This is a genomic window from uncultured Amphritea sp. (genome assembly GCF_937127095.1).
GTDB lineage: Bacteria > Pseudomonadota > Gammaproteobacteria > Pseudomonadales > Balneatricaceae > Amphritea.
The window spans coordinates 32,345-58,604 of the sequence record NZ_CAKZLP010000077.1; the positions used below are offsets into that span (position 1 = coordinate 32,345).

Annotated in this window: 21 protein-coding genes and 2 pseudogenes; 7 read left to right on the forward strand and 16 right to left on the reverse strand. The window is 51.1% G+C overall.

The features are described from left to right. The 9 genes and pseudogenes from Q0499_RS19520 to umuD form a co-directional block, all read right to left on the reverse strand. Positions 1–1,437: an amidase family protein gene (locus Q0499_RS19520; protein ID WP_299203177.1), complete on the reverse strand. Its 1,437-nt coding sequence runs from the start codon at positions 1,435–1,437 to the stop codon at positions 1–3. 109 nt (positions 1,438–1,546) lie between these two features. Then, the gene (locus tag Q0499_RS19525) at positions 1,547–2,773 is read right to left on the reverse strand and encodes an MFS transporter (protein WP_299203180.1); all 1,227 of its coding nucleotides are present in this window, start codon (positions 2,771–2,773) and stop codon (positions 1,547–1,549) included. 12 nt (positions 2,774–2,785) lie between these two features. After that, a pseudogene (locus Q0499_RS19530) lies at positions 2,786–3,712 on the reverse strand (transporter). A 67-nt stretch (positions 3,713–3,779) separates the two neighbouring features. Continuing rightward, the gene (locus Q0499_RS19535) at positions 3,780–4,760 is read right to left on the reverse strand and encodes a helix-turn-helix domain-containing protein (protein ID WP_299203183.1); all 981 of its coding nucleotides are present in this window, start codon (positions 4,758–4,760) and stop codon (positions 3,780–3,782) included. A gap of 638 nt (positions 4,761–5,398) precedes the next feature. Further along, the gene (locus Q0499_RS19540) at positions 5,399–5,812 is read right to left on the reverse strand and encodes an EVE domain-containing protein (RefSeq protein WP_299203186.1); all 414 of its coding nucleotides are present in this window, start codon (positions 5,810–5,812) and stop codon (positions 5,399–5,401) included. Further along, positions 5,809–6,180: a VOC family protein gene (locus Q0499_RS19545; protein WP_299203189.1), complete on the reverse strand. Its 372-nt coding sequence runs from the start codon at positions 6,178–6,180 to the stop codon at positions 5,809–5,811. Before Q0499_RS19545 ends, Q0499_RS19540 begins: the two co-directional genes overlap by 4 nt. A 138-nt stretch (positions 6,181–6,318) precedes the next feature. Next, a complete protein-coding gene (locus tag Q0499_RS19550) occupies positions 6,319–7,008 on the reverse strand; it encodes a YafY family protein (protein ID WP_299203192.1) in 690 nt (229 codons plus the stop codon). 238 nt (positions 7,009–7,246) lie between these two features. Then, positions 7,247–8,509, reverse strand: coding sequence for a translesion error-prone DNA polymerase V subunit UmuC (gene umuC / locus Q0499_RS19555; protein ID WP_299203606.1), 1,263 nt, complete (start codon positions 8,507–8,509; stop codon positions 7,247–7,249). 7 nt (positions 8,510–8,516) lie between these two features. Then, positions 8,517–8,954, reverse strand: a complete 438-nt coding sequence (umuD, locus tag Q0499_RS19560; RefSeq protein WP_299203195.1) for a translesion error-prone DNA polymerase V autoproteolytic subunit — start codon at positions 8,952–8,954, stop codon at positions 8,517–8,519. A gap of 240 nt (positions 8,955–9,194) precedes the next feature. Here umuD and Q0499_RS19565 point away from each other — a divergent pair, with 240 nt between their 5' ends. Both Q0499_RS19565 and Q0499_RS19570 read left to right on the forward strand, forming a co-directional pair. Further along, positions 9,195–9,431 (forward strand): Mpo1-like protein, encoded by a 237-nt coding sequence (locus Q0499_RS19565; protein WP_299203198.1) that lies wholly within the window; start codon positions 9,195–9,197, stop codon positions 9,429–9,431. A 37-nt stretch (positions 9,432–9,468) separates the two neighbouring features. Next, positions 9,469–9,627 (forward strand): Mpo1-like protein, encoded by a 159-nt coding sequence (locus Q0499_RS19570; RefSeq protein ID WP_299203201.1) that lies wholly within the window; start codon positions 9,469–9,471, stop codon positions 9,625–9,627. A gap of 233 nt (positions 9,628–9,860) precedes the next feature. On the opposite strand, the gene Q0499_RS19575 is transcribed toward Q0499_RS19570, so the two are convergent. From Q0499_RS19575 to Q0499_RS19590, 4 genes are all read right to left on the reverse strand, one after another. Next, the gene (locus Q0499_RS19575) at positions 9,861–10,100 is read right to left on the reverse strand and encodes a hypothetical protein (protein WP_299203204.1); all 240 of its coding nucleotides are present in this window, start codon (positions 10,098–10,100) and stop codon (positions 9,861–9,863) included. A gap of 64 nt (positions 10,101–10,164) precedes the next feature. Further along, positions 10,165–10,890, reverse strand: a complete 726-nt coding sequence (locus tag Q0499_RS19580; RefSeq protein WP_299203207.1) for a response regulator — start codon at positions 10,888–10,890, stop codon at positions 10,165–10,167. Continuing rightward, entirely contained in the window at positions 10,868–12,370 is a 1,503-nt protein-coding gene (locus Q0499_RS19585) for a DUF4118 domain-containing protein (RefSeq protein ID WP_299203210.1), read from the reverse strand. Before Q0499_RS19585 ends, Q0499_RS19580 begins: the two co-directional genes overlap by 23 nt. A gap of 7 nt (positions 12,371–12,377) precedes the next feature. Further along, positions 12,378–13,829, reverse strand: coding sequence for a TrkH family potassium uptake protein (locus tag Q0499_RS19590; RefSeq protein WP_299203213.1), 1,452 nt, complete (start codon positions 13,827–13,829; stop codon positions 12,378–12,380). A gap of 283 nt (positions 13,830–14,112) precedes the next feature. On the opposite strand from Q0499_RS19590, the gene Q0499_RS19595 reads away from it, so the two are divergent. The 5 genes and pseudogenes from Q0499_RS19595 (at position 14,113) to Q0499_RS19615 (ending at position 21,990) form a co-directional block, all read left to right on the forward strand. After that, positions 14,113–15,024: a DMT family transporter gene (locus Q0499_RS19595; protein WP_299203216.1), complete on the forward strand. Its 912-nt coding sequence runs from the start codon at positions 14,113–14,115 to the stop codon at positions 15,022–15,024. A 132-nt stretch (positions 15,025–15,156) separates the two neighbouring features. Beyond that, on the forward strand, positions 15,157–16,068 hold the full coding sequence (locus Q0499_RS19600) for a dienelactone hydrolase family protein (protein ID WP_299203219.1): 912 nt from the start codon (positions 15,157–15,159) through the stop codon (positions 16,066–16,068). A 465-nt stretch (positions 16,069–16,533) separates the two neighbouring features. Continuing rightward, complete coding sequence (locus tag Q0499_RS19605) at positions 16,534–19,656, forward strand: EAL domain-containing protein (RefSeq protein WP_299203222.1); 3,123 nt, start codon at positions 16,534–16,536, stop codon at positions 19,654–19,656. After that, positions 19,626–20,624 carry a pseudouridine synthase gene (locus Q0499_RS19610; RefSeq protein WP_299203227.1) on the forward strand — a complete coding sequence of 333 codons (999 nt, stop codon included), beginning with the start codon at positions 19,626–19,628 and terminating at the stop codon, positions 20,622–20,624. The genes Q0499_RS19605 and Q0499_RS19610 overlap by 31 nt, the downstream gene beginning before the upstream one ends. Before the next feature lie 121 nt (positions 20,625–20,745). Then, positions 20,746–21,990, forward strand: a pseudogene (locus Q0499_RS19615) (MFS transporter). 158 nt (positions 21,991–22,148) lie between these two features. On the opposite strand, the gene Q0499_RS19620 reads toward Q0499_RS19615, so the two are convergent. The 3 genes from Q0499_RS19620 to Q0499_RS19630 form a co-directional block, all read right to left on the reverse strand. Next, positions 22,149–22,811: a carbonic anhydrase gene (locus Q0499_RS19620; protein WP_299203230.1), complete on the reverse strand. Its 663-nt coding sequence runs from the start codon at positions 22,809–22,811 to the stop codon at positions 22,149–22,151. Between the two features lie 120 nt (positions 22,812–22,931). Continuing rightward, entirely contained in the window at positions 22,932–24,737 is a 1,806-nt protein-coding gene (oadA, locus tag Q0499_RS19625; RefSeq protein ID WP_299203611.1) for a sodium-extruding oxaloacetate decarboxylase subunit alpha, read from the reverse strand. Between the two features lie 100 nt (positions 24,738–24,837). Beyond that, a complete protein-coding gene (locus Q0499_RS19630; RefSeq protein ID WP_299203233.1) occupies positions 24,838–26,253 on the reverse strand; it encodes an acetyl-CoA carboxylase biotin carboxylase subunit in 1,416 nt (471 codons plus the stop codon). Positions 26,254–26,260 lie beyond the last annotated feature (7 nt).

Below are 26,260 nucleotides of genomic sequence, written 5' to 3' on the forward strand. Positions count from 1 at the left end.
TTACAGGCAGGCGTTGACTGTTGGAATTTTCTGCGCCCAGGGACGCGCCTGTTCCAGCTGCAGTGCCAGAGCAAATAGTGTGGCTTCGTCAGCAAAACGGCCAGCAAAGTGCGATCCCAGTGGCAGCCCTTCAGGCGTCCAGTATAACGGTACTGACATCGCCGGTTGTCCCGTCGCGTTAAACAGGGCGGTAAATGGGCTATAACTGTGAGACAGATGAATGAACTCCTCAAGACTGGCGTTCTCATCTTTCATGACAAGATCTCCGATCAGTGGCGGTTCCCGTGTCAGTGTTGGTGTCAATATGACGTCATAATCCAGCATGAAGTTTGCCATTACCCGGCCCAGCGTATGAAACATCTCAATCGATTTGACATAGTCAACTGCGCTGATGCCGCCTTTCTCCCGCAGGATGATTCGGGTATTAACTTCCAGTTCCGGGTCCCTAACCGGCGTGCCCCGCATCTGACCGACCAGATCCAGATAGCTGCGGGTGCTGGCACCTATAACATTAAAGGCACTGTTTAAAAAAGCTTCCAGGTCTATTGGCAGTTGAGCGGGCGTAACAGTATGGCCGAGGCTTTCACACAGAGCCGCAGTGGAACGTACCGCATTCAGCGCCTCAAGAGAGCTTGAAAAGGGGGCGATCTGTTCAACCAGTGCAATTTTCAGTGGACGAACAGGTTGCTTAAGCAGATCAGCAAACGGTACGGCTTGTGCCGGCGCTGCGTAAGGTGCGCCAAGATCTTCACCCGCCACGGCATCCAGAAGTGCTGCGCTGTCCCGGACAGAGAGTGTCAGTGCATGGGCAGAGCCCATCCCTCCCCAGCCTTCACCTACCAGAGGCCCGCTTGGGACACGACCACGGCTCGGCTTCAGACCGAAAATGCCGCAACAGGAGGCGGGGACACGAATGGAGCCACCACCATCATTGCCATGCGCAAAAGGGATCGCCCGGGCGGCCACCAGCGCGGCTGAGCCACCACTGGATCCTCCGGCGCTGTGTGCGGTATTCCACGGGTTACGTGTGGCTCCAAAGCGCTGGGATTCAGTGGAGTAAGACGCGCCGAACTCGGGGGATGTTGTGGTGCCGATAAAGTTGCAACCGGCCGCTCGCAAGCGGCTGACTGTTGAGTCATCAATTCCCAGACGGGCTTCACCCAGCGCCAGAGAACCGTTGGTGGAGCGGGCTTCTTTGAGCGGTGCAAACAGATCTTTGATCATGGTTGGAATGCCGGAGAAGGGGCCTTCCTCTGGGGTTGTATTACGGGCAGCGTCATAGAGCTTTTCGGCGACGGCGTTAAGTTCAGGATTTACTTTTTCCACCCGCTCGATACAGACTTCAAGCAGCTCAGATGCTTGTATTTCTCCTGCTTTTATCAACGCTGCCAGGTCAGTAGCATCGTGGGAGTCGACCAGACGATGAGTCTCTTTCATAAAATATACCTATTTCGCATTCCGGGCTGATCTGTCAGCCCGGTAGTAATAAAAAGCCTGGTGTTTCTATAGGTCAGAACCACCGGATCTATCCGTGCACCAAGCGTGTTTATGTCACCGCTTCTGCTTTGGCGCGTGGTCCGCGGATAAACAGACTGTCGATAAGCCAGATGCCCGCGATAACAAAACTCACAATGGCAAGTTTCACGATGGTACTGCGCAGATCCGAGGCGCTGGCCGCCATGATGGCACCGACAATAATCGGGCTGACGAATTGCCCCAGATAGAGACAGGAGGTAAAACCACCGATACCCCGGCCACGTACTGCTTTTGGCAGAGCATGCATCACCTCGGCCATGACGTTAGGCACCAGCAGTCCCGCACCGATACCATGAATGGTGACGGCGACCAGTACATTCTCGTAGGTCGTTGCACAGGATAAAAGCCAGAGGCCTGTTGCCAGCAGAGCCAGCAGGATGGAATTACAGAAGGGAATACCGAAGGTACCGCGAAGCAACGGCCAGGAGAGTGAGCCGATCAGTGTTGCCAGTAAGCCAAGTCCCGCGGAAATACCGATTTTAGTCGTGGAGACAACCCCCATCTCGACCAACAGCGTTGGCGTCTGAATGGGAACGATGAAGTTCAGCACCATTCCCCCCAGAATCATGCCATAGCCAATGAATAGAGGAAGTTTGGCCACTTTCTCATCGCTTTGTGAAGCCTGAGACATACCTTCCACGGCTTTTTTAACCGGTTCCCAGAGCACTTTCATCATGAACGGGATTAACAGTAGTGGCAGTAGGTATAGGTAGAACGGTGTGCGCCAGGAGCTCTCGCCGAGCACTCCGCCGATGACGAAGAATATGGAACCGATCAGCCCGATCGAGACCACCTGATAGTTAACGAACTTCATCCGGTTCTCGCCATGCCAGTAGTCAGCTATGAGCGTTGTACAACAGGTCATAATCGCAGCTTCCGCACAACCGAACAGCAAGCGGGAGAAGACAATGCTGCCCAGGTCGTTCAGAATCGCAGGCAGGAAGCCCAGCAAAGCGTACAGAAAAGTAGCGATGATCAGCAGTTTTTTGCGTCCTGCCCGATCTGCCAGCCAGCCCGCCAGCGGCGCAACAATAGCGATGGCCAGTGCGGGACCTGTGACTGCCAGTGGCACCAGCATGTCGGCCTGCGGTTCGGAAGGCCCGAATTCAGCGCCCATTTTTGGCAGCATGGGGGCAACCATTACTGCCCCCATGATGGTTAAGCTGCTACCCAGTACCAGAAGAGAGCCTTCAGCTTTACCGGGAGCCTTGGTCGATAGATTTACAGTGTCAGACATGGAAGCCACCTCTTAAAAGCTTTTAGCGATACGGAAGGCCAGGTTATATCCCTCGGCACGATTAGACGCATCGAACTCTTTATAAGCATGCAGGGAGATAACCGGCGCGCCGGGCTTAAAGTAACTGAGGGCCGGACCGAAAGCGGTTACCTCCGCCCGGTTGCCATCAGTCACAGAGGGGCCTTCATCGTCTGTAAGCTGGCGATAGAAGTAGCCACCGACACCGATCGTCCATGGCCCGGCGTGCTGTCCCACCGCAAACTAATGACGATACTCAATACCGTTTTTATAGTCGGTATCGGAGTTGCGGGTGCTGAAATCCAGTTCAAAGCTTGACGACAGCTCCAGGCCAGTTTCGGTGATATAGGTCACACTATAGATAGGTGAGAATGCCCAGTGATTTAACCCCGGAGAGATCAGTCTGTTGCCATCGTAATCGCCGGTTGGTATCTGAATCTGGAACTGTGTGTTCATCGCGAGGTTGGGTGCAAGGTTCCATTGCAGAATCAGTGGTGTAACCTGTATGTCCGCGATATTAAAGACCTCAGCGCTATCGGAGAAAGTACCCACCGGAGTAGGAACCGATATCGAGTTGTCCATCTTGAAAACCGGCACAATGACATTGAAGCCATACTTAGCTCCCAGAACTTCATGCTCAGTCATTCTGACATACGCCACACTCAGGCTGAGTACATCCAGAGAGAAATCAATCGGAGCATCCTTCCCGTTAGCCCCTTTGAGAGTATCACTGGAGTAATATGCTGCACGGGAACCGAACGTGCCGGAGGGTGTAGCGGGCGGCATAAAGCCAGCCCCGAAATCGTAAACCCCCATTGCAGTGGTTGGCGCGCCATTTTCGGTAGCGAAGGCACAACTTGTTGCAGTGAGTAGCGAAACACCCCCAAGAAGGGCGATCAATCGACTATTTGTTTTTTTCATTATTTACTCCCAATGTTCTTATTGTGCTTTCACAATACAAAGGGAGCGGAAAATCAGTTAGCCGATATCAGCAAAGTTGAGATTGAGTACGGCGTAAAGTCTCGGATGGAAGTTCGCCAAAAAGCTGTTTGTAATCGTTAGCAAAGCGACTCAGGTGCAGGAATCCTCGCTCTACAGCGATATCATGCACTGATTCAGTGCGGTAAGGCGTGAGAAGTTCACGGTGCACTGCATTCAATCGCAGTGTTCTCAGGTAGGCTACAGGATTAGTCCCGAGAGTTTCCTGGAAACAGTACTGGAGTTTCCTGCGGCTGGCGCCAACGTTGTTGCACAGCTCTACAATGGTTGGGGGCTCGTTGATATGCGACATCATATAGTCCCGTGCCCGGTCGACCACCCGCTTTCGCGCCAGAGGCTCTAGATAGTGTACCTGTTCCTCATCAATCAGCTCCAGCAGATGTTGCAATACGCTGTCCCTGATACCTCGCTGAATGGCAGGGAGTTCGAGCAGGGATTGATTGCTATCCGGGTTCAGCACTGAGCCCAAAAGATTAACCAGTTCAACCTGATTGTTGAGCTGTTGCAACTGGTACAAGTGGGTGGTGGCTGTCAGATTAAGCTTAATATTCTGTTTTTGCAGGGACTGCTGCAGCATATCCAGTTGGGCAGAGATGCATATGACATCAATATTGGAGGGAGTCTTGATCTCCGGCAGACACTCACCGCGTGAAACCAGTAAACTCTGCAAGTTAAACGAATGGCCGTCACAATAGACATTATCTGCAGTTGAGGTCAGCGGCAGGTTAAACATGACAGAACCTTCCGGTGATGCCCCATTTTTGACCATTGCCTGGTTTGCTTTATCTCTGACTAACTGCATTCCATTGAGACTTAACTCAGTGATACTACCGGCAAACTGTCCGGGTGAGACCTGATCGTAACGCACATTCCAACCGGTCATGCCCGCTGCATGTTCGGTAATGTCAGATGTCTGTTGAAACTTAAGAACGCTCTCCCTGTGTTCATCGGAACTGAGAGTATTAAGCATATCAGTAACCCTGTTTATTTATTATTTGAACTCTCGCACAGGACAGCAAGCAGCATGCCTGAACGGGAGGGGGCTTCAATTTGTGCCAAAACGGATATCAGTACGCACCCATCGCACTATAAACAACAATATCCCGTCTCTGACGTGTTACCAGGACACTACAATCAGGCTCTGTTATTGATGCTTTAAAGCTCAATATGGCCTGTTTTTAATGATATCTGGAGACTCTATTTAACATGTTAAATAAATATCAGTCCAGTGATTTGGAAAAACAGATCTCTCTGAAGATCAGAGCTAAAGTGCGGTGTTGTCATCTTTTGGATGCCATTTTTTGGTAGATCAAGCTTGTTTGATTGAGCCCAGAGTCAGCTGTCGCTCCTCTAATGTTTTGAATTTCTGAGTAATATCGGCAGTGAAACTTGCGTCAAAAGAGTTTTTAAGGAGCGTAGGGTGCCTCGATGATCAGTGAGGACGTCAGTTGAAGACTCAGCCAGGAAAACCATTCTGGATCAGGCTATCAAAGGCGGCCTGGCTGATTTAAGCTAAAGAATTACCGGCACCTAAGATCTATGTCCGCGCGAATACACAGGCCGACAGCTTATTAAATTAAGTGACAGTCCTCGTCAGACGCCTTAGGTTCAGATCATCGCAGAGCTGATCATCTGCATGTCATGATCACTCACCTGAAACAGCCCAAAGCGGAATCGGTAGCCCCAGTTTTTATTACCCGCAGAGAATTCCAGCTGATCCAGTAACGGCAGAATGGAGACCTCCCGGGCATCAAACCAGCAAACATCCCGTCGAAATGGCTGAAATCCAGCACCCATATCAACCTGATAGGGTGCTGCCGGTTTCACAACCCCGATAGCGGTAAAGGCCTGTCGCTTAACCTTATCTCCCAGCCTCTCTGTTGGCGAGTAATATACTACAGTGTCTCCCGGCCTGATCCGCCTCAGGGGCGCGGCCTTGCCATGGCAAACCTGCATAAAACCTGCAGACTTGCCGATTCTGACATGGTCTGCTGAGGCGACAGCAATCCAGTTGTGTTTCATGATTGAGCAGGGGAAAAGACTCTGAGCCGGTTGCCATCCGGATCCAGAGCAACAAAGGTATAGCCGAACTCCATGGCGGTCGGCTCCTGTATCATCTTCAGTCCGCGATCCTTCCAGTCACTGTAGGTGTTACCGACGGCGGCCTTGTCTGGCAGTGGAAAGGCGATCTCTCCGCTGATCCCCAGTTCCTCTACGGCGGGTTGTACGTCCTGTTGCTGCCACAAACCGAACTTCATGCCGCTATCTAAAACAAACAGGGCAAAGTGAGGTGAGTTTTCTACCGGGGACTTCTCCAGTATTGCGCTATAAAACTCAACACTACGGGATGGGTTTTCGACATAGAGGATAATAAAGTTGCTATCAGGCATGACGCTGTCCTTGTGTAATTAAGTAGAGTGAGTGTCTTTTGACCCTCGACATCTGCAGAATACAGAAAGGGATTGTCAGTTTTTGTCAGTAGTGTTTTGATCCAGATACTTTTTGCTAACGAGCTTTTTCTAACAAGCTTATTGCGAAGGGATGTTTTCTGCTTTACGCCACTCTCTGAGTAACTGTCGGCGTCGGCGGGGGTAGTGTGCTTCACTCAGCTCCAGCTGTAAAACTCTATCGGTACGAAAGTGACGAAAGCTCTGGCGCAGTTCACACCATCCGACTAACACGCGAACATTATCAAAATAGCCCAGTGCAAATGGCCAGATCGTCCGGGTTGATTCCTGCTCTTTAAGATCAAGATAACGAATAGTGATTTTTTGTTCTGCGCGGATAGCCTGGCGAATCTGCGGAAATTCAGGAGGCTCCGCAGTAGATTGTTTTGACGGACCGATAAACAGCGTATTTTCATCCAGAGCAGTTTGCAGATCCTTTGGCAGCACCGAGGCGATCTTTACCATCGCGCTCCGGGCGCTGTCACTCAGATCAGAATCAGTGCGGCTTGCGACCCAGCGGGAGCCTAATACCAGGGCTTCTAATTCCTCCTCGGTGAACATCAGGGGAGGGAGCATAAAGCCAGGCTTGAGCACATAACCCAGCCCCGGCTCACCCTCAATACTGGCACCCTGTTCCTGCAAGCTGGCGATATCGCGATAGAGCGTCCGCAGACTGATTCCCAGGGTTTCAGCCAGCTGATAACCGGGTGCCGGATAGCGATAACTACGCAACAGATGGATCAGTTTGAGTAAGCGTTGAGAACGTGACAACGGTTTAATTCCATGCAAAAACAGAGATGGTTAGTATAACGATATACTGACAAAAAGTGACAGCGTTGGTTTTATTACGTATTTTTAGTTATTTATAAAAACAGGGATTAACCGGCCGATAAATGCCCATTGTGACGATACATAAATAGTCTAATCTACATTAGATATATTTTTTATATCATTGTTTATAAATAATTATTTACATTTTTTTATTGTATCCATCTAATCAGATTCTGCGCTAAGCCCTGACGACCGGCAGTTGATCCCAGCGGGTTGTATAGGCGGGAGAAAGGTGATTGCGCTGCATCTGCCAACCAGTGCTAAGCAGCTCTCCGGCAAAGCGAACCTGCCCCAGTCCGCTGTGATTGATATTGTCGACAGCCTGCATCAGACGCATCGTTGCAGGTGATTCCGGGGCGTCAAACAGGGAGGGCTGAAAGTGCCCGGAGCGGTACAGGTCGGAGAGCATAATTCCCGCTTTCATATAACGATGACCAGGCTGCCAGATCGACTTCAGTAATCTGAGTGCCGTGGCTGTCAGTCGTCGGGAGTCCGCACTGGGGACACTCAGAATGCGACTGGCGCTGTTGCTGTAGAACCCCTCGTGCTGACTATGAGGATTGGTGCGGATAAACACTGTTATCACTCTGGCGAGACTCTCTTGTTCCCGAAGTTTCTCTGCGGCCCGAGCTGAATACTGGGCAATAGCTGAACGCATATCATTGTATTCGGTAATCCGGTGAGAGAACGAGCGGCTGCACAGGATCTGCTGTCGGGGCGGCGGACACTGTTCCAGCTCCATACAGGGCTGGCCGCTCAGCTCTCGCACGGTGCGTTCCAGGGTGACGGAGTAGTGGCTGCGAATCCAGGCGGGATCACGGTCTGCCAGCGCCAGTGCTGTGCTGATCCCGTGTTGCTCCAGGCGTCGCGACAGTCGACGTCCCACTCCCCAGACCTCCTGTAGTGGCATAAGGCCCAGCAGCCGACGCTGTCGTTGCGGGTCGCTCAGATCAACCACTCCCTGTGTAGCGGGATACTGTTTGGCGGCATGGTTGGCCAGCTTTGCCAGTGTTTTAGTCGGCGCGATGCCTACTGAGACGTGGATACCGGTATATTGATAGACCTGCTGTTTTATCTGTAGTCCGTATTCGACCAGCGAAAAGTGGGTTTTCAGTCCGCTCAGATCCAGAAATGCTTCGTCGATGGAGTAGACCTCAATGGCTGGGGCCTGCTGTTCTAACACCGTCATCACCCGGGCAGAGATATCACCATACAGGGCATAATTGGAGGAAAATACCGCCACATTCTCCCGATCAATCTGTTCCTGCACCTGAAATAGTGGCACTGCCATTTTGATACCCAATCGTTTCGCTTCAGCGCTTCGGGCGACAACACAACCGTCATTATTGGATAGCACGACAATGGGGCGTCCCTGCAGGTCCGGGCGGAACAGTCGCTCACAACTGGCGTAGAAATTATTGCAATCAACCAGAGCGTACACCGGATACTTAGCCTCGCTGCCGTACAGAGTGGATAACCGTGGTGACGACACCAAACAACTCAAGGGTGCTGTCCTCGCTAAACCGGATCGGCGCGTAGGCTGGATTATGCGCCAGCAGCTGCAATGCAGGGCGGGTACGCAGCTCTTTAACAGTAAACTCGCCATTGACGCAGGCGATCACAATATCGCCATCCACCGCTTTCAGTGATCGGTCAACCACCAGAATATCACCGGAAAAGATTCCGGTGCCTTGCATCGAATCGCCCTCGGCACGCACAAAGTAGGTCGCGGCCGGGTGGCGGATGCAAAGCTCATTCAGGTCCAGCGTTTTTTCAATATAATCCTGCGCCGGCGAAGGAAAGCCTGCCGTAACGGAATTCATGAATAACGGTAGTGCAACAGAGGAAGCAGGGCACAGATAGCGCCCCAATAATGTAATAGTCATAGCAATACAAATACTCTACTGTATATATAAACAGTATATTAGTGACCTCTGCCTGGAGAGTAAAGCAGTTAATACTCTGACGTATTTATTTGTACTATTAATACATAATACATATCTTGTGCTTTTTATAATTGAGTGTCAGTGAGGCCCGGTTAGCCCGCAATTGTCAGTAAAGCTGAAGTGATCCGTCAGTGTCATAACCAACCGTTCTGCTACATTACAAAACAAAAAGGCTCTGTTATGTCGACGACCCGCGTTCAACGGTTGCTCACCGAATATGGCAGCAGTCATCAAAACCCCACCCATAAAGCGATCCACTGGGTGATGGTGCCACTGATCTATCTGTCTCTTGTGGCGCTTTTATGGGGTATTTCAATCGCAACTATCAATGCTGCGCTGCTGCTCAGTATTCCGATGATGATCTATTACCTGATGCTGTCCCTCAGATTGGGGGCAGGGATGCTGCTATTTATATAGGCTGGCTGAGATCACTATACCCATAACGCTATGGCAAATGGCCGTTGGGCTCTTTATTCCTGCCTGGCTATTTCAGTTTATAAGCCACAATATTGAAGGCCGGAAACCCTCTTTTTTCAGAGATATCCAGTTCCTGCTGATCGTTCCAATGTGGCTGATGTCGGCACTTTATCGCCGACTGGGAGTTGATGTGTAGCGACGTATCTCAGCAGGATATAGGCAGGAGGTGAAGATAGGCATATTCCCCGAAACGCCCAATAAACAAAAGCTATCAGAAGTTAATCTAATTTGTTGAATATTGACGCATATATCTGTTTATAAATGAAAATAAATAATATTAAGGGAGGGGTTGCAGCATTTTATCTGCCTGAATTCTTAATGGCTTAATGCGTGAAATAGAGTGGCTGGCTCTCAGGGTGTGTTGAATCCTTAACGCTTTTTAAGCTGCTGAGCGCGTGTTGAAAGGGCTTTTTCTCCAACAAGCGTAAGACGGTAACGATAGCGGGTTGGCATGACGGGGAGCGTGATCGATCTGATCGATTCAACCAGACCTTTGGTTATTAGGGGCTGCAACTCAGACGGCATAAATAAGGCATTATCAAAATCACCGTGGCGCACTTTCGTCAGCAACCTTATTTCATCCGCAGTCATAATGGAGTCATGTTTCATCGGGTTCTCCCTGGTATCACCTTTATGCATTCAGATAAGTGCTTTCTCTTTGCAGGTTTTACTTTTACGCGTTTTGTTTCTCGACACCTGGTTTCTCTATGTCTTGCTTTTCTATGCCTATAAAACGGTAACCAACCCCGGCCTCGGTTTCGATATAGTGGGGGCTGGTGGGGTCATCCTCCAGCTTGCTCCGCAGTCGCCCGATAAATATACGCAGGTAGTGGGTATCCTTGGTATGGTGGGCGCCCCAGATCTCTTTTAGCAGGTGTTGCTGGGTCAGAATACGGCCCGGATAACTGATCAGCATCTGTAGCAGTTCAAACTCTTTTTTGGAGAGATGCACATCTTCCTGATCAAGGGTGACCCGGCGGTTGAGCAGATCGACCACCAGACGCCCGTCGTCATAACCGGTCGGCGGCACCTCAATCCCGGAAAATGTGCGCAACACCGCCCGAATCCGTGCCAGCAGTTCATTGACGCCAAAGGGCTTTTCAACATAGTCGTTGCAGCCGCTATCGAGGGCCATCACCTTTTCCCGCTCGCTATCGCGCACCGAGAGTACAATCACCGGTCCTTTAAAGAAGTCACGGAGGCTTTTTAACACCTCCTGACCATCCATATCGGGCAGTCCGAGATCGAGAATAATCATATCCGGCGCGTCCAGTGCCGCCGCTTTCAAACCTTTAGCGCCATCCTCTGCTTCAAGAATAGAGTAGCCCTGCGAGCTGAGGCTGATATTCAGGAAGCGTCGAATTTGTAGCTCGTCATCAATTACCAGTATACGTGTCATCTTCGTCGCTCTTTGAGGGTAGTTGAGTTTCAGAAAGGGGCAGGGAGAGCCTTAGCGTGGTTCCAAAAGCCGGACCGCTTTCCAGCACCGCGGCACTGCCGCCATGAGCACCGAGGATTCCCTGGCAGATCGCCAGTCCCAGCCCTGTGCCAGCGGGATACTGATCGCCATGCGCCATGGTAAAAAACATATCAAAGATACTATCCCAGGACTCCGGTGGGATACCCGGCCCCTCATCGTGGATATCGATATGCAGTTGCGTGGCCTCGGCAAATGCGCTGATAGCGATAGCACTGCCTGCCGGCGCAAAACGGATGGCGTTTTCCAGCACGTTAAACAGCGCCTGCTCGATTAGCGCCGGATGCACATACAGCAGCGGCATCTCCGGCTGCAGATCGATGTTCACCGTCACCTCGTGTAACAGCGGTTTGCTGCGTTTGATGACCACACTGAGAATATCGTCAAGGCCGACCCAGTCGCGGTCCAGGGTCAGTTCACCGTGGCCGAGTCGGGTCATATCGAGCAGTTTCTGGATATAGCGATTTAACCGCTGAGCTTCGCTGAGAGTATTGTGCAATAACTCATCCTGCTGTGACGGGTCTAACGCGTCCTTCAACTCAATCAGGCTGGAAACCGAACCGATCATCGTTGCCAGTGGGGTTCGAAGATCATGGGATATTGAGGAGAGCAACGCAGACCGCAGTTGTTCCCGCTCTTTGACGGTGATCTCCTGTTGCAGTGTCTGACTTACCACGACGCGACTCCAGGCCAGACGTGCAAGCCCGATAAAGCCATCCAGACCAAAGCGTTGCCAGGTCGTCAGTGGGGCAGTGAGAGTGACTTTAAGCAGCCCCATGCAGTGTCCATGACTATTAAACGCCACCAGCAGTTGAGCCTCATACTCGCGAATCACAACCTCTGCAGCAGAGTGAGCGATATCAGCTGATTCAAGTTGGTACTGAGCAATAAGCCCGGGTAACTCGTCACTGTCCTGAAAGTATTCCTGGCTGACAAAGTCGAGACTTTGAGCCAGATGCTGGGCCAGTGCCTTAACAACGGAGGGACAGTTAATGCAGGTAAACAGCTCCTGTGCCAGTAGCATCTGCTGCTGGTTCCAGCGGCTGCTATCCTCCAGCGCGATCACTTTTTCCCGCAAACGTGCTGCCAGGTGACCGGTGACTACAGCCACCAGAACCAACAGGCTGACGGTAAGAATATCTTCCCGCTGCACCATGAAAAAGGTGAAGTGAGGTTCGGTGTGAAAGAAGTTGTAGGCCAGAAAGCTCAGCAGAGCACAGATCAGTGCCGGTTTAACCCGTGTGGTCACCGCTGTCAGTAGCACTCCGCCAAGATAGAGCATGGAAAAGTTAGCCTTGGGCAAAACCGGTGACAGAGACCAGGCGATCAATGTGACCACCAGCGGTGCCAGCCAGGGCAGAATCCAGGGTAAGTAGCGTTCACGAGTATTAGCTAATCTCATGATTTAGTTATCCTTTCCAGAAGACAGGCGAGAATATCACTATAACAGTGAGTAGCTCCAGACGCCCCAGAATCATAGCAAAAGAGAGTATCCATTTTGCCAGGTCGGGCAGCGGCTTAAAACTGCCCGCCGGGCCAATAATATCCCCCAGTCCCGGGCCGACATTAGTCAAAGCCGTCGCTGCACCGGTGAAGCTGGTGACAAAATCAACGCCAATGGCCGTCAGCAACAATGTAATGATGGCCAGGGTAAGGAAGAATATAAAGGAGAACGCCACCGCCGAAAAGATAATGTCGTCATGCACTAATTTACCGTTGTAACGAATAGTAAATACGCCGCGGGGGTGAACCAGCTTACGGAACTGATCCGCCAGGAAGGAAAAAGATAGCTGAAAGCGGAATATCTTCATGCCTCCGGAGGTAGAGCCTGAGCATCCGCCAATAAACGTGACAATGAAAAACATCGCGATGCTAAACTCACCCCACAGGGTATAGTCTGACGATGCATAACCGGTGGTCGTAATTACCGAGGTCACATTAAACGCAGTATGCGTCAGTGCGTCAAAAAACGGCATACTGCCGGTCATCATTAGCTGCGCGGTCAGAATAATCACCAGGCCCGCAACAATGGCTAAAAACCCCTTAACCTGTTGATCTTGCAGGCTCTTAAATGAGGGGTTAACCAGAAAGCGTATAAACAGGGTAAATGGCAGGCCTCCCAGCAACATAAAAAACACCGACACCCAGAGAATCATCGGTCCGAACCGCCCCATTGATCGGTCATCGGTTGCATAACCGCCGGTGGACACCGTGGTGAGCGCATGATTGACAGCGTCAAAAACATTCATCCCCGCTGCCCAGTAACTCAGTGCGCAGAGGGTCGTAATCAGCAGATAGCTGAACAACAGGGTTCTGGCCAGTTCATGAAAACGGGGCAGGGACTTTTCGGCCCAATCCGATGATTCCGTCTGGAACAGACGCATACCACCGATGCGCAGGAAGGGCAGGATTGTCACTGCCATGCCGATAACGCCCAGTCCCCCTAGCCACTGTAGAAGTGAACGCCAGAGTAACAGGCTGGGGGGGAGTTCCTGCAAACCACTCAGCACCGTAGAACCGGTGGTGGTAATACCCGAGACCGACTCGAACACGGCATCAGAGAGTGATAGCGGATGCTGGCAGAACAGCAGCGGCAAGGCGCCCAAAAATGACAACAGCATCCAGCTACTTGTAGTTAACAGATAGAGTTGTCGCGACGTAAGGGTAAACGAGGAAGCCCTGAACAGTATAATCAGAATAATGCCCAGCATCGTGCTGAGTCCGGCAGACAGCAGAAAGGTAATCAGTTCCGGGTCATGGCTGATAAAAAAAGCATAGCCCGTCGGTATCAGCATCAGTGCAGCCATTATTAATGACAAGACTCCGCAAACATACAGTACCGGGCGAAACAGCTTAATCATTGTGGTACACCCTCAAGAATCCATCGACTGATTATCCGCCGGACTGCTGTAAATAATCGATGTCAAAAAACGCAGAGGGGCGTAAATTTTTCGTAAAAAATATCTATATATAGCTATAACGACTCTGTCTCTATCCAGTTTTAACGATCTAGCCCTGTATCATGACAGAGGATTGATTTAGCCTGTCATGAAAGAACATCGGTGGAGGCTGGTATTCTCATCTGGCCTCCATCATGCAGGCAGTTTCACAAACAACAAGTTAAACGTCAGGTAACCCCATTCGATGAAAAACACTCAGGATTATTCTGCAAACGTTGCCGCCACAAACATGAAAGGCTGCCTTTATATGCTCCTGGCGATGGCGGCATTTTCGCTGGAAGATATGTTCATAAAAAGTGCCGTTGAGGTTGTACCGCTTGGATATACAGTGCTTGCGTTTGGTATCGGAGGCGCGCTGGTATTCCTCGGTCTGATGAAATCCAGAGGTGAGTCCACGGTGCCGCCGGATATTCTCAGTAAAGCGATGCTGGTCCGGGTTATTTGTGAAATTATCGGCCGTTCATTTTTCGCCCTTGCCATCATTTTAATGCCGCTCTCCAGCGCCTCAGCCATATTGCAGGCAACCCCGTTGGTGGTGGTGCTGGGGGCCGCAGTGTATATGGATGAAAAGATCTCAACAGCGCATTGGATAGCAATCTTTGCAGGCTTTGTTGGCGTACTGATGATTGTTCGCCCCGGCCCCGGGGACTTCAATCCGGCATCACTGTTTGCAGTGGGCAGTACACTGGGCTTTGCCGGTCGGGACCTTGCTACCCGGGCAGCTTCACCAAGACTCTCCAACTTTCAATTAGGTTTCTATGGCTTTCTGGTGCTGATCGCCTCAGGAGGATGCCTCTCACTGTTTGAAGATAACGCGTTTGCCATCAATTCTGCTTCGGCGTTAAAAATAGCCGGAGCGATCCTGTTTGGAGTGATTGCGTATAACGCGCTAACGGTTGCAATGCGCTCCGGCTCAGTCTCTGTGGTCGCACCGTTTCGTTATTCCCGGGTGATCTTTGCACTGATTTTGGGGATGGTCATATTTGATGAACAACCGGATCTTATGACCCTGTCGGGTACCTTAGTCATTGTGATCAGCGGTATTTACATCCTCTATAGTCGTCGCTTGAAGCGAGTCATCGTTGGCCGCAGTTAAAAAAGGCAACAAGATAAAAGCCCCGGACGTTTTGTTTTTTTCTGCGTAGTCTATAGTGCCTAAGCGGCGCTGTGTTCTTAACACAGACGGAACATCAGAAACTAGCGGGTCGCATCACTATCAGGAGGCAGCATGAACAACAGAAGTGACAAAAATACGCTCGCCAGCATCAACATCCCTCAGGAAGCCTTCGACTGGTATGACGAGTACGCCCACGGAGATATTGATCGGCGTACCTTTCTCAAGCGATTAGGCACGCTGGGGATTGCCGGACTGACACTGAGCGCAATATCAGGGGTGCTTATTCCTGATTACGCACTCGCCGAGCAGGTGTCATTCAATGACCCGGATATTAAAGCCAGTTATGTTGAGTTTGATGCCCCTGAGGGGCATGGAAAAGGGCGGGGCTATCTGGTCGTGCCCGCGGGCGTCAGCGCTGAAAAGCCGGCCCCGGCAGTATTGGTTGCTCATGAGAATCGCGGACTAAACCCCTATATCGAAGATGTTGCCCGGCGTCTGGCGAAATCTGGTTTCGTTGCGTTTGCCCCCGATGCGCTGTACCCATTGGGTGGTTATCCGGGTAATGATGACGACGGCCGGGCGATGCAGAAAACCCTGGTGCGCAATAAAATCGAAGGAGATTTCGCTGGCGCGGCGCGAATGCTGACAGCCCACGAACTGACGACTGATAAACTGGGTATGGTTGGTTTCTGTTTTGGTGGTTATCTGACCAACCAGATGGCGGCAATGCTGCCGGATATTATCAATGCTGCCGCACCGTTTTACGGCACCCCGCCACAAAACCCTGTGGCTGATATCAAAGCTCCACTGCAACTTCACTTTGCGGGTCTGGATACGCGGGTTAATGGATACTGGCCGGATTATGAGGCGGCGCTGAAAGCGGCAAATATTGACTACAACGCGTTTATCTACCCGGATGTAAATCATGGTTTTCATAACGATTCTACAGCGCGTTATGATGAGAAAAATGCAGAGCTTGCATGGAGTCGTACGCTGGCGTTTTTCAAGCAGTATCTGAGTTAGAAAAGAAAGCCGGTCACTCTGGCTTTAATTGTTCTCAGATGAATGTAGAGTACGTGATAAGTGGCAGCTGATCCGGACACGATTCAGCTGCCCGGATCTCAGCGTTTGCGTGCCGATGTCCACGTTTTGCGGATAGCAATCAGCAAGATAACTGCGGTATAGTCTTAACCCAGATACTGTAGGAAATCCGGTAAACGAGGATGTCTGGGTTAACTGCATGAGATCAGATGCCTCCGACGCGATCACCCGTCGGGCTTTAACCTGACGGTAGAACAACTTAAAGGCGTTATTGCTATGATAAAAAAACATCCTGCCGGAAGCAGTGCCGGATTCCGCACATTATTTGACCCCGCTAAAAACTAAAATCTTGTCTAAAGTAAACAGCATGCGGCTAACGTACCTGTCTTTGTGCCATGCAGTACGATCTGTTTGATAACCACCTCATTACTGACCAGGAAGGGCTGTATGGGACGCGCAATACTCTTTTGTCTGACACTGGTCTTCTCCCTATGGATGCCGTCCGCCATAGCAGCACCCTTATTATCGGAAAGCGTTGTTGACCTGCAGCTGCGCTGGCACCACCAGTTTCAGTTTGCTGGCTATTATGCCGCCGTAGAGAAAGGCTTTTACAAAGAGGAGGGGATAGACGTTCGGCTGCATGCCGGAGGCCCTGAGCATCAGCCAGTCCCGGAAGTTCTATCGGGAAGGGCGCAATACGGTGAAGGTAACAGTGAAGTCCTCTTTCAGCGTCTGCAGGGTGAACCGCTAGTTGCGCTGGCGGCGATATTTCAGCATTCCCCCTCAATTCTTCTTACGCTACAGCGTTCAGAGATCAACTCAGTACATAACCTGATCGGCAAAGATGTGATGCTGGCTGATCAAAAATCGGATGCTGACTTCATGACCATGTTGCTGAATGAAGGGATATCCCTGTCGCAGGTCAACATCATCCCCAGCAGCTATCAGCTTGATGATCTTATCTCGGGCAAAGTCGATGCCTTCAACGCTTACAGCACTAATGAGCCGTACTTGCTGCAACAGCACAACATTCCCTACAACATAATCGACCCGGTGACATACCAGATTGACTTCTACAGTGATATTTTATTCACCACTGAAGAGGAGCTGCGTAACCACCCTCAACGGGTTGAAGCGATGCGCCGCGCGACGCTAAAGGGCTGGCGCTACGCGCTGGATAATCCTGAAGAGATTATTGATCTGCTGATCAGTCAATATCAGGTGAATAAAACCCGCGAACATCTGCAATTTGAAGCTACCGAGATGCGTAAGTTGATTTTCCCGGGTCTGATCGAAATCGGTCATATGAATCCTGGTCGCTGGCAACATATGGCTGATACGTTTGTTAAAGCCGGACTTGTTGAGAATTCAGACGCTCTTGATGGGTTTATCTATGATACCAGCCCCCAGCGCGTACCCAACTGGGTACTGCCGTTACTGATTACAGCATTTTTGTTGTTAGCTGCCGCCTGGACCATCGCCTTTTATCTGCATCGTTTTAATCGGCAGATGGCTCGCGCTCAAGCGACGCTAAGAGAGAGTGAAGAACGTTTCAAAGCGCTCAGTGACGCCGCCTATGGAGGCATCGTTATTCACAACAAAGGGCTGATTCTGGAATGTAACAATGGTTTACCTGAGATGACTGGTTTCAGTTATCGGGAGCTCATCGGCATGAACGGTCTCGAGCTTATCGCCCCGGAACATCTGGATACGGTGATGAATAATATACAAAATGGATATGACCGTAGCTACGAAGTGGTAGGCGTTCGCAAGGATCGCTCAACATACCCCCTGGCGATAAAAGGTAAGAATATCACCTATAAGAATGGCCCCGCCCGGGTGATCGAGTTTCTTGATATTAGCGAACGGAAAAAGGCCGAAGAGAAGCTCAGACTCGCCGCCAGCGTTTTTACCCATGCACGTGAAGGCATAATGATCACCGATGTTGAGGGTAATATTATCGACGTTAATGATACGTTTACCCACATTACCGGCTATCCCCGTAGCGAAGTGCTCGGCAAAAACTCTCGTTTTTTAAAATCAGATCGCCACAGTAAAGAGTTTTATGCGGCTATGTGGGTAGCTCTGCAGAAGGAAAAAAACTGGGTTGGAGAACTCTGGAATCAGCGTAAAAACGGTGAATTATATGCTCAGCTGGTGACCATCAGTGCCGTCTCTGACGCCGCTGGAGAAACCAGCAATTATGTTGCACTGTTCTCTGATATCACACTGATGAAACAGCATCAGCAACAACTCGAGCATATTGCGCACTATGATGCGCTCACCAATCTTCCCAATCGCGTACTCCTGGCTGACCGTCTGCAACAGGCGATGACGCAGAGTAAACGGCGAGAGCGCTCACTGGCTGTCGTCTACCTGGATTTAGACGGTTTTAAAACGATTAATGACGCTCATGGACACGATATGGGCGATGAGGTGTTGATCAAACTCTCACAGCGTATGGGCGAGGTCCTGCGGGACGGCGACACCCTGGCGCGGATAGGCGGTGATGAATTTGTCGCGGTGCTGGTTGATTTGGAAAAAATGCAGGAGTGTGAATCGATATTAGAGCGCTTATTACATGCGGCTGCGAGTCCGGTCACAGCAGGTGATGTAACCTTGCAAATTTCGACCAGTATAGGGGCTACGATCTACCCACAGGACGGTGCCGAAGCCGATCAGTTAATGCGTCATGCGGATCAGGCGATGTATGTTGCCAAACAGATGGGAAAGAATCGTTATCACCTGTTTGATGTCCACCATGATGAATCGGTTAAGATTCAGCGCGCGAGTATCGAACAGATAGAATATGCTTTTGAACATCATGAGTTTGTCTTGTATTACCAACCCAAAGTGAACATGAGGACAGGGGAGGTCATCGGCGCGGAAGCCCTGATCCGCTGGCAACATCCTGAACGCGGCTTAGTTCTGCCCGGTGACTTTTTGCCAATCATTGAAAACCATCCAATAAGTTTGGAAATCGGCGCATGGGTGATTGATACCGCCTTAACTCAAATCGCTGCGTGGCGAGCTATCGGATTAACGATCCCGGTGAGCGTTAATGTGGATGCCCTTCAGTTACAACAGGCTGACTTTGCTGCCAGGCTGTCTGAGGCGCTGGCCAGACACCCCGGGGTTGAACCCAGCTGGCTGGAGCTGGAAATACTGGAAACCAGCGCGCTGGGTGATATTGCCGACGTTTCAGCCATAATGCACAGCTGCCGTAAACTCGGAGTTAATTTTGCGCTGGATGACTTTGGCACCGGGTTTTCCTCGCTAACCTATTTGCAGCGTTTACCGGTTGACCTGCTGAAGATTGATCTTAGCTTCATTAAAGAGATGCTTGAGAAGCCAGCTGATCGAGCCATTGTGATGGGTATTATTGGTCTGGCGATTGCTTTCCATCGCCAGGTAATTGCGGAGGGTGTGGAAACCACAGCTCTCGGCACTCAATTACTCGCGATGGGCTGTGAGCTGGCACAGGGTTATGGAATAGCCCGACCGATGCCTGCCGCCGAGATTCCTGGATGGAAAGCCCAATGGAAGCCAGATGCCGAGTGGCTTCAATGATGGTCATTGCTAAATCTCCGTCTAAACTGACTCTGCCTGAGATCAATCCCGGTACCGTTACGGTTCTGGACTATCTGATAGGTAAATTTCCACAAATTGACGCGCAGGTGTGGCGGCAACGGGCAAACAGCGGCAAACTGCATTGGCATGATGGAACCACCATCACCTCAGAGTCACTTTATCAACCGAAGCAGCGTGTCTATTACTATCGTGAAGTTGAGAGTGAGCCTGTCATTCCGTTTGATGAAATAATCTTATTTGAAGACACAGAGATTATGGTGGTCTATAAACCGCCTTTTTTGCCCGTCACACCCGGCGGCAACTATGTCAATGAATGCCTGCAAAACCGTCTACGGCTGAAAACCGGGGTGCAAACCCTGCAAGCGGTGCACCGTATTGACAGGGCCACTGCAGGGCTGGTGATGTTTTCGGTTAATCCGGAAACCTGTCACCTTTACCACCAGCTATTTGCCAGCCGCAACGTCAGCAAAATCTATCAGGCAATCGTCAGGATCGATGCAGGTAATGAAGAGCCTGAGAGCGGTCAGCAATGGGAGGTTGTTAACCGACTGCAACCTGGTGATCCGCGCTTTCTGATGCAGGTAGTGGAAGGGGCTGCCAACAGTCATTCCCGGATGCGTTGTTTAGAGCGGTTGCAGGACACAGCCCTGTTTGAATTAGAACCGGTGAGCGGAAAAACGCATCAGCTGCGGGTTCATATGCAGACCCTCGGATGGCCCATCCTAAACGACCGTTATTACCCCACATTGCAGCCCGAGTCAGCCGATGATTTTACTCACCCTTTGCAGCTGTTGGCACAGCAGTTACGCTTTATCGATCCGGTGAGCCTGCAAGCGAGAGCGTTCCATTGCGGCTATACACTGAATCTGGCAACGGGCTTATCTGAGAAGGTTTCATGGCAGCCTGAGTGCATATCCGGCTTAACCCTGTCAAAAGTGGGTAAATAAGCCATCAGTTTTATGCTGTTTGCATCGTTATCTGTATCTGTCAGAGACGATTTGCTGTTTGTATAATCTCTTCTATCCATCGTCCTAATCCTACTCATTAGCCTTAACCGAAAAAGATCTTATGCTTACCGCTATAAACGCTGGCCACGTAAAGCTTCTCAGCCTGTTTGTCGTTGCGTCCTGTCTGATCCTGGCGATTAATTTTGGCCTGCGATCGTCGATGGGTTTCTTTATGGCGCCGATCTCCAGCGAGTTTGGTTATGGCCGGGAGGTATTTGCCTTCTCGCTGGCGCTGCAAAATCTTTGCTGGGGGCTGTTTCAACCCTTCACCGGCGCCTTTGCCGATCGCTTTGGTACCTTCCGGACGCTGGTTATCGGGGCGTTAGTCTATGCATTGGGTATCTATATCACCGCGACTACAGACAGTGTCTGGAGTCTGCACAGTGGTGCTGGCATTCTGATTGGGATGGGTATTGCGGGAACCGGGTTTGGTGTCATCTTACCTGCGCTGGCACGGATGGTTGCGCCGGAAAAGCGCGCTTTCGCGCTGGGGCTGGGCACAGCCGCAGGTTCGGCAGGGCAGTTAATGGTTATCCCGGTGGCACAAGCGTTTATCACCCTGTATGGCTGGCAGACCGCACTCTTGCTGATGGGGGGTGGTGCATTGGCGATGATCATCCTGGCGACCACCTTTCGTAACGTGGATGAAACAACAGAAACAACAGAGAATGATGTGTCACCTCAACCGTTGAAAGAGGCACTGCAGGAAGCAGGTGGACATCTGCATTACTGGCTGCTGATCGCCGGTTTTTTTGTCTGCGGCTTTCAACTGGCCTTTATCACCGTACATATGCCGTCGTTTCTGTCTGATCAGGGGTTTGATGCGTCTGTTGCGGTGACCAGCCTCTCATTGATTGGTTTGTTTAATATCTTTGGCTGCCTGCTGTTTGGCTCCTGGTCCGGGCGTTATTCAAAGAAAAACCTGTTGGGAATTATCTATGCATTGCGCGCTGTGGTGATCGCATTGTTTATGCTGTTGCCCATCACCACCACAACGGTATACCTGTTTTCAATCGCAACAGGCTTTCTATGGCTGGCGACGGTACCGGCAACCTAGGGGCTGGTCGCACAGATGTTTGGCCTGCGGCATATGGGCACGCTCTATGGCATCGTGTTCCTCAACCATCAGCTGGGTTCGTTTGCCGGCGTCTGGATTGGCGGTTATATGTTCGACCAGACCGGCAGCTACAACAGTGTCTGGTGGGCGGCTGCAGGCATCGCTTTACTGACAGCGGTGATCCACATTTTTATCGATGAGCGGCCGGTAAAGCGACTGAGGGAAGGGCGCGTTGCTGCGATGGGATGATAAGCACTTTTTTTCATTCACCACAGCGATCACGGAGTACACAGAGATAATGCCTTTGTACTATCTCTCTCATCTGTCAGGTGCTTATAAATGCCAAGTGTAAAAAAATGCGCTTTCTGATAACAGTAAAGCGCAAAAATAGGGAACACAGATAAAGCTTAGTCTTCAATTTTTTCAATCAGATCGGCATAGAGCTCATCAAAACTTCTGAAAAACGAGTCGTTGTGTTTACAGCAACGAATGGTGCCGCTCTTGATATCGTAAATCCAGCCATGGACTTCCACTTTGCCGGTCGCCAGTTTCGCTGCGACTACCGGGTGGGTGCGAATATGCTGTACCTGCTGCAGGACATTTTCTTCAATGGCTTCGTTCAGATGCTCAGCGCCCACCGGATGATCATGAGGGATAGCGTGACGTTCGCGCACAATCTCCATCGCTGAACGACAGTGTCCCAGCCACTCTTTAACATGAGGCAGACCGTTCAGCGCATTCAGGTCCAGCGCCCCTTTAATCGCACCACAGTCGGTATGACCGCAGATGATAATATGACGAACCCCCAGCACCGCTACCGCATATTCAATCGAAGCGGTCATGCCACCGGTTTCATTACTGTGCGGCGGAATAATATTACCGGCGTTACGGCAGATAAACAGGTCGCCGGGTGCTGTTCCGGTCAGCAGGTTAGGGTCAATTCGGGAATCGGAACAGGTGGCAAACAACACATCAGGGCTCTGACCATCGGCCAGGGTACCAAACAGATCTTTATGTTCCGGGTAAACATTCTGGCGAAAATTAATGACGCCTTTAACTATTTTATCCACGTATGAACTCTCTTGGTTGTATATTGATGAGAAAATAACCGGTTATGGGCGGGTTGAACACCCACAACCGTGAAATAACGTGGACTTAAGGTACATTTACAGTACTCTCAAGAGACAACGTTACTCAATTTCAGCAAGCACTTCACCGGGGGTGACCCGGTCACCTTTGACTACATGGATCGCTTTAACGGTGCCGGAGATATTCGCATGAATCTCCATCTCCATCTTCATCGCTTCAGCCACCAGAATTGCCTGTCCCGCTTCGACGACGTCACCCTCTTTCACCAGCACTTCAAAGATATTGCCCGGCATCGCAGTGGTCACATGACCAGGTTGACTGGCATGTTTACGGCCACTGCTACCTTCAGAGACAAACTCGTTCTGGGGCTCAAAAATAACCTCTTCCGGCACACCGTCCATAGACATATAGATCTTACGCTTACCGCTACCAAACTCACCCACGCCGGTGATGGCAATATCATAGACCTCGCCATGAACCTCAATCTTAAACTCAGATGCACCGGCCTGGCCCAGCTTTGCCCCTTTACCAGCATCTACCGGTAACAGTTTCTCAGGCTTCAGGGTGCCCGCCGCCCGTTGTTGCAGGAATTCACGGCCGAGGTCCGGGAACATAGCGAAGGTCAGTACATCCTCTTCGGACAGCGCCAGCTCACCGATATCATCACGCAGCTTGTTCAGTTCAGGCTTGAGCAGATCGGCCGGGCGGCCCACATCAACACTTTCGTTACCGATCGCTTTCTTCTGCAACTGGGCATCCACTGCAGCAGGGGCCGCACCGTAACCGCCCTGAAGATAACGCTTTACCTCATTGGTGATGGTTTTATAACGCTCACCCGCTAGCACGTTATAGACCGCCTGAGTACCGACGATCTGTGAGGTTGGCGTTACCAGAGGAGGGTAGCCCAGATCTTTACGTACCCGTGGAATTTCAGCGAATACTTCGCGGATCTTATCCAGAGCGTTCTGCTCTTTCAGCTGGTTAGCCAGGTTAGACATCATGCCGCCCGGCACCTGATTGATCTGCACGGAAACATCTTCGCGGGTGAACTCACTTTCAAACTGATGGTATTTCTTACGGACTTCGCGGAAATAGTCAGCGATCTCAGCCAGCAGTTCAAGATCCAGTTCAGTGTCGTAACCGGTACCGCGCAGAGCTGCAACCTGACCTTCAGTGGCCGGGTGACTGGTGCCATTAGCAAATGAAGAGATCGCCGTATCGATGCGGTCAGCACCCGCTTCAATGGCTTTTAGCTGACACAGCGGGGCAAGACCTGCGGTAGAATGGCTGTGCACCACAATCGGCAGATCAAGCTCAGCTTTGAGTGCTGCAACCAGATCATAGGTGGCGTAGGGGGTCAGCAATCCGGCCATATCTTTAATCGCGATGGAATCGGCACCCATATCGCGCATAGCAATTGCCTGCTTCACAAACAGCTCAGGTGTATGCACCGGGCTGGTGGTGTAACAGATCGTTCCCTGCGCGTGTTTACCGGCTTTTTTAACCGCTTTCATGGCGGTTTCGATATTGCGGATATCGTTCAGGGCGTCAAATACGCGGAATACATCAATACCGTTTTTCGCTGCCTTTTCAACAAAGGCTTCGACGACATCATCCGCATAGTGACGATAACCCAGCAGGTTCTGTCCCCGCAGCAACATCTGCAGACGGGTGTTTGGCAGGGCGGCCCGCAGCTGACGCAGGCGCTCCCAGGGGTCTTCTTTAAGAAAACGTACACAGGCATCAAAGGTGGCTCCGCCCCATACTTCCAGAGACCAGTAGCCTACCTGATCCAGTTTTTCACAGATCGGCAACATATCTTCGGTGCGCATACGGGTAGCGATCAGGGACTGGTGGGCATCCCGCAGAATCACATCGGTGACTTCAATTTTCTTTGTTTGATTCATATTTACAGTACTCACTGTAGTTTCTCCTGCAACCGCTGTGGCGGTCAGCTGAAAGTAGTTTTTGCTATCAGACAAACGGTTCGGTACGTTAGCGAGCAACTTACCAGCCCGCATGGGCAGCAATTGCCGCGGCAACCGCCAGTGCCATTTCACTGGGGTGACGCTTGTCGGAATAGCTCAGCAGTTCCGGATGGTTTGGTACGAAGCTGGTGTTAAAGTTGGCAGCCTGAAAATCAGGATGCTTGAGAATCTGTTGGTAGTAGTTCGCCGTGGTTTTAATGCCGTGCAGACGCATATCATCCAGAGCACGCTGACCACGAGCCACGACCTCTTCCCAGGTTAGCGCCCAGACCACCAGTTTCAGACACATGGAGTCGTAGTAGGGCGGTATCTCATAACCGGTATAGATGGCGGTATCCACCCGGACCCCAGGACCTCCCGGCGCGTAATAGTGGGAGATGCGACCAAAGCTGGGCAGGAAGTCGTTTTTCGGATCTTCCGCGTTGATGCGAAACTGCAGGGCATAACCGCGATAGGCGATATCTTCCTGGCGGTAACTCAATGACAGACCCGAGGCGATACGCAGCTGCTCACGGACAATATCCACGCCGGTGATCTGCTCGGTGATGGTGTGTTCCACCTGCACCCGGGTGTTCATCTCCATAAAGTAGACCTGATTGCCAGTCAGCAGAAACTCCACGGTACCGGCGTTTTCATAGCCGACGGCCTCAGCGGCTTTAACCGCCAGTCCACCGATATACTGACGTTGCTCCGGAGTTAATTGCGGGCTAGGAGCGATCTCAATCAATTTCTGATTGCGTCGTTGAATAGAACAGTCGCGCTCATACAGATGCACCACGTTGCCGTGAGTATCAGCCAGAATCTGCACTTCGATATGGCGTGGGTCAACAATGCACTTCTCCATAAACACTTCGGCAGAACCAAACGCCTTGGTTGCTTCAGAGATAACCCGTGGGTATTGGAGTTTCAGCTCTTGGGGTGTATCACAGCGACGAATACCACGGCCACCACCCCCTGAAGTTGCTTTAATCATGATCGGGTAACCGATCTCGTCCGCCAGGGTTAACGCCTCATCAACATCGGCAAGGTTGCCTTCGGAACCGGGCGTGATGGGTACGCCGGCAGCGCGCATCGAGTCACGCGCCTGAGTTTTATCTCCCATCTTATGGATGACATCGGACTTAGGCCCGATAAAAGCGATGCCCTGTTGTTCGCACTGGCGGGCAAATTCGGCATTCTCAGAGAGAAAGCCGTAACCTGGATGGATCGCATCACAACCGGTTTCCAGCGCCATATTGACGATACGGCGAGGGTCGAGATAGCCCGCCAGCGGATCATCACCCATTGAATAGGCTTCATCGGCACGCTTTACATGCAGCGCATAGCGGTCAGGTTCGGTATAAATCGCCACAGAGCGGATACCCATCTCGGCACACGCACGAACGATACGTACCGCAATCTCCCCCCGGTTGGCGATCAGTACTTTTTTGATCATGAAACTC

Coding starts and splice junctions, on each gene's coding strand:
- Q0499_RS19525 (WP_299203180.1), bottom strand. CDS start 2,773: ATGTCTGACACTGTAAATCTATCGACCAAGGCTCCCGGTAAAGCTGAA.
- Q0499_RS19570 (WP_299203201.1), top strand. CDS start 9,469: ATGGCCGTTGGGCTCTTTATTCCTGCCTGGCTATTTCAGTTTATAAGC.
- Q0499_RS19595 (WP_299203216.1), top strand. CDS start 14,113: ATGAAAAACACTCAGGATTATTCTGCAAACGTTGCCGCCACAAACATG.
- umuD (WP_299203195.1), bottom strand. CDS start 8,954: ATGACTATTACATTATTGGGGCGCTATCTGTGCCCTGCTTCCTCTGTT.
- Q0499_RS19610 (WP_299203227.1), top strand. CDS start 19,626: ATGGAAGCCAGATGCCGAGTGGCTTCAATGATGGTCATTGCTAAATCT.
- Q0499_RS19535 (WP_299203183.1), bottom strand. CDS start 4,760: ATGCTTAATACTCTCAGTTCCGATGAACACAGGGAGAGCGTTCTTAAG.
- Q0499_RS19545 (WP_299203189.1), bottom strand. CDS start 6,180: ATGCCTGATAGCAACTTTATTATCCTCTATGTCGAAAACCCATCCCGT.
- Q0499_RS19565 (WP_299203198.1), top strand. CDS start 9,195: ATGTCGACGACCCGCGTTCAACGGTTGCTCACCGAATATGGCAGCAGT.
- Q0499_RS19600 (WP_299203219.1), top strand. CDS start 15,157: ATGAACAACAGAAGTGACAAAAATACGCTCGCCAGCATCAACATCCCT.
- Q0499_RS19580 (WP_299203207.1), bottom strand. CDS start 10,890: ATGACACGTATACTGGTAATTGATGACGAGCTACAAATTCGACGCTTC.
- oadA (WP_299203611.1), bottom strand. CDS start 24,737: ATGAATCAAACAAAGAAAATTGAAGTCACCGATGTGATTCTGCGGGAT.
- Q0499_RS19605 (WP_299203222.1), top strand. CDS start 16,534: ATGGGACGCGCAATACTCTTTTGTCTGACACTGGTCTTCTCCCTATGG.
- Q0499_RS19585 (WP_299203210.1), bottom strand. CDS start 12,370: ATGAGATTAGCTAATACTCGTGAACGCTACTTACCCTGGATTCTGCCC.
- Q0499_RS19630 (WP_299203233.1), bottom strand. CDS start 26,253: ATGATCAAAAAAGTACTGATCGCCAACCGGGGGGAGATTGCGGTACGT.
- Q0499_RS19540 (WP_299203186.1), bottom strand. CDS start 5,812: ATGAAACACAACTGGATTGCTGTCGCCTCAGCAGACCATGTCAGAATC.
- Q0499_RS19520 (WP_299203177.1), bottom strand. CDS start 1,437: ATGAAAGAGACTCATCGTCTGGTCGACTCCCACGATGCTACTGACCTG.
- Q0499_RS19590 (WP_299203213.1), bottom strand. CDS start 13,829: ATGATTAAGCTGTTTCGCCCGGTACTGTATGTTTGCGGAGTCTTGTCA.
- Q0499_RS19575 (WP_299203204.1), bottom strand. CDS start 10,100: ATGAAACATGACTCCATTATGACTGCGGATGAAATAAGGTTGCTGACG.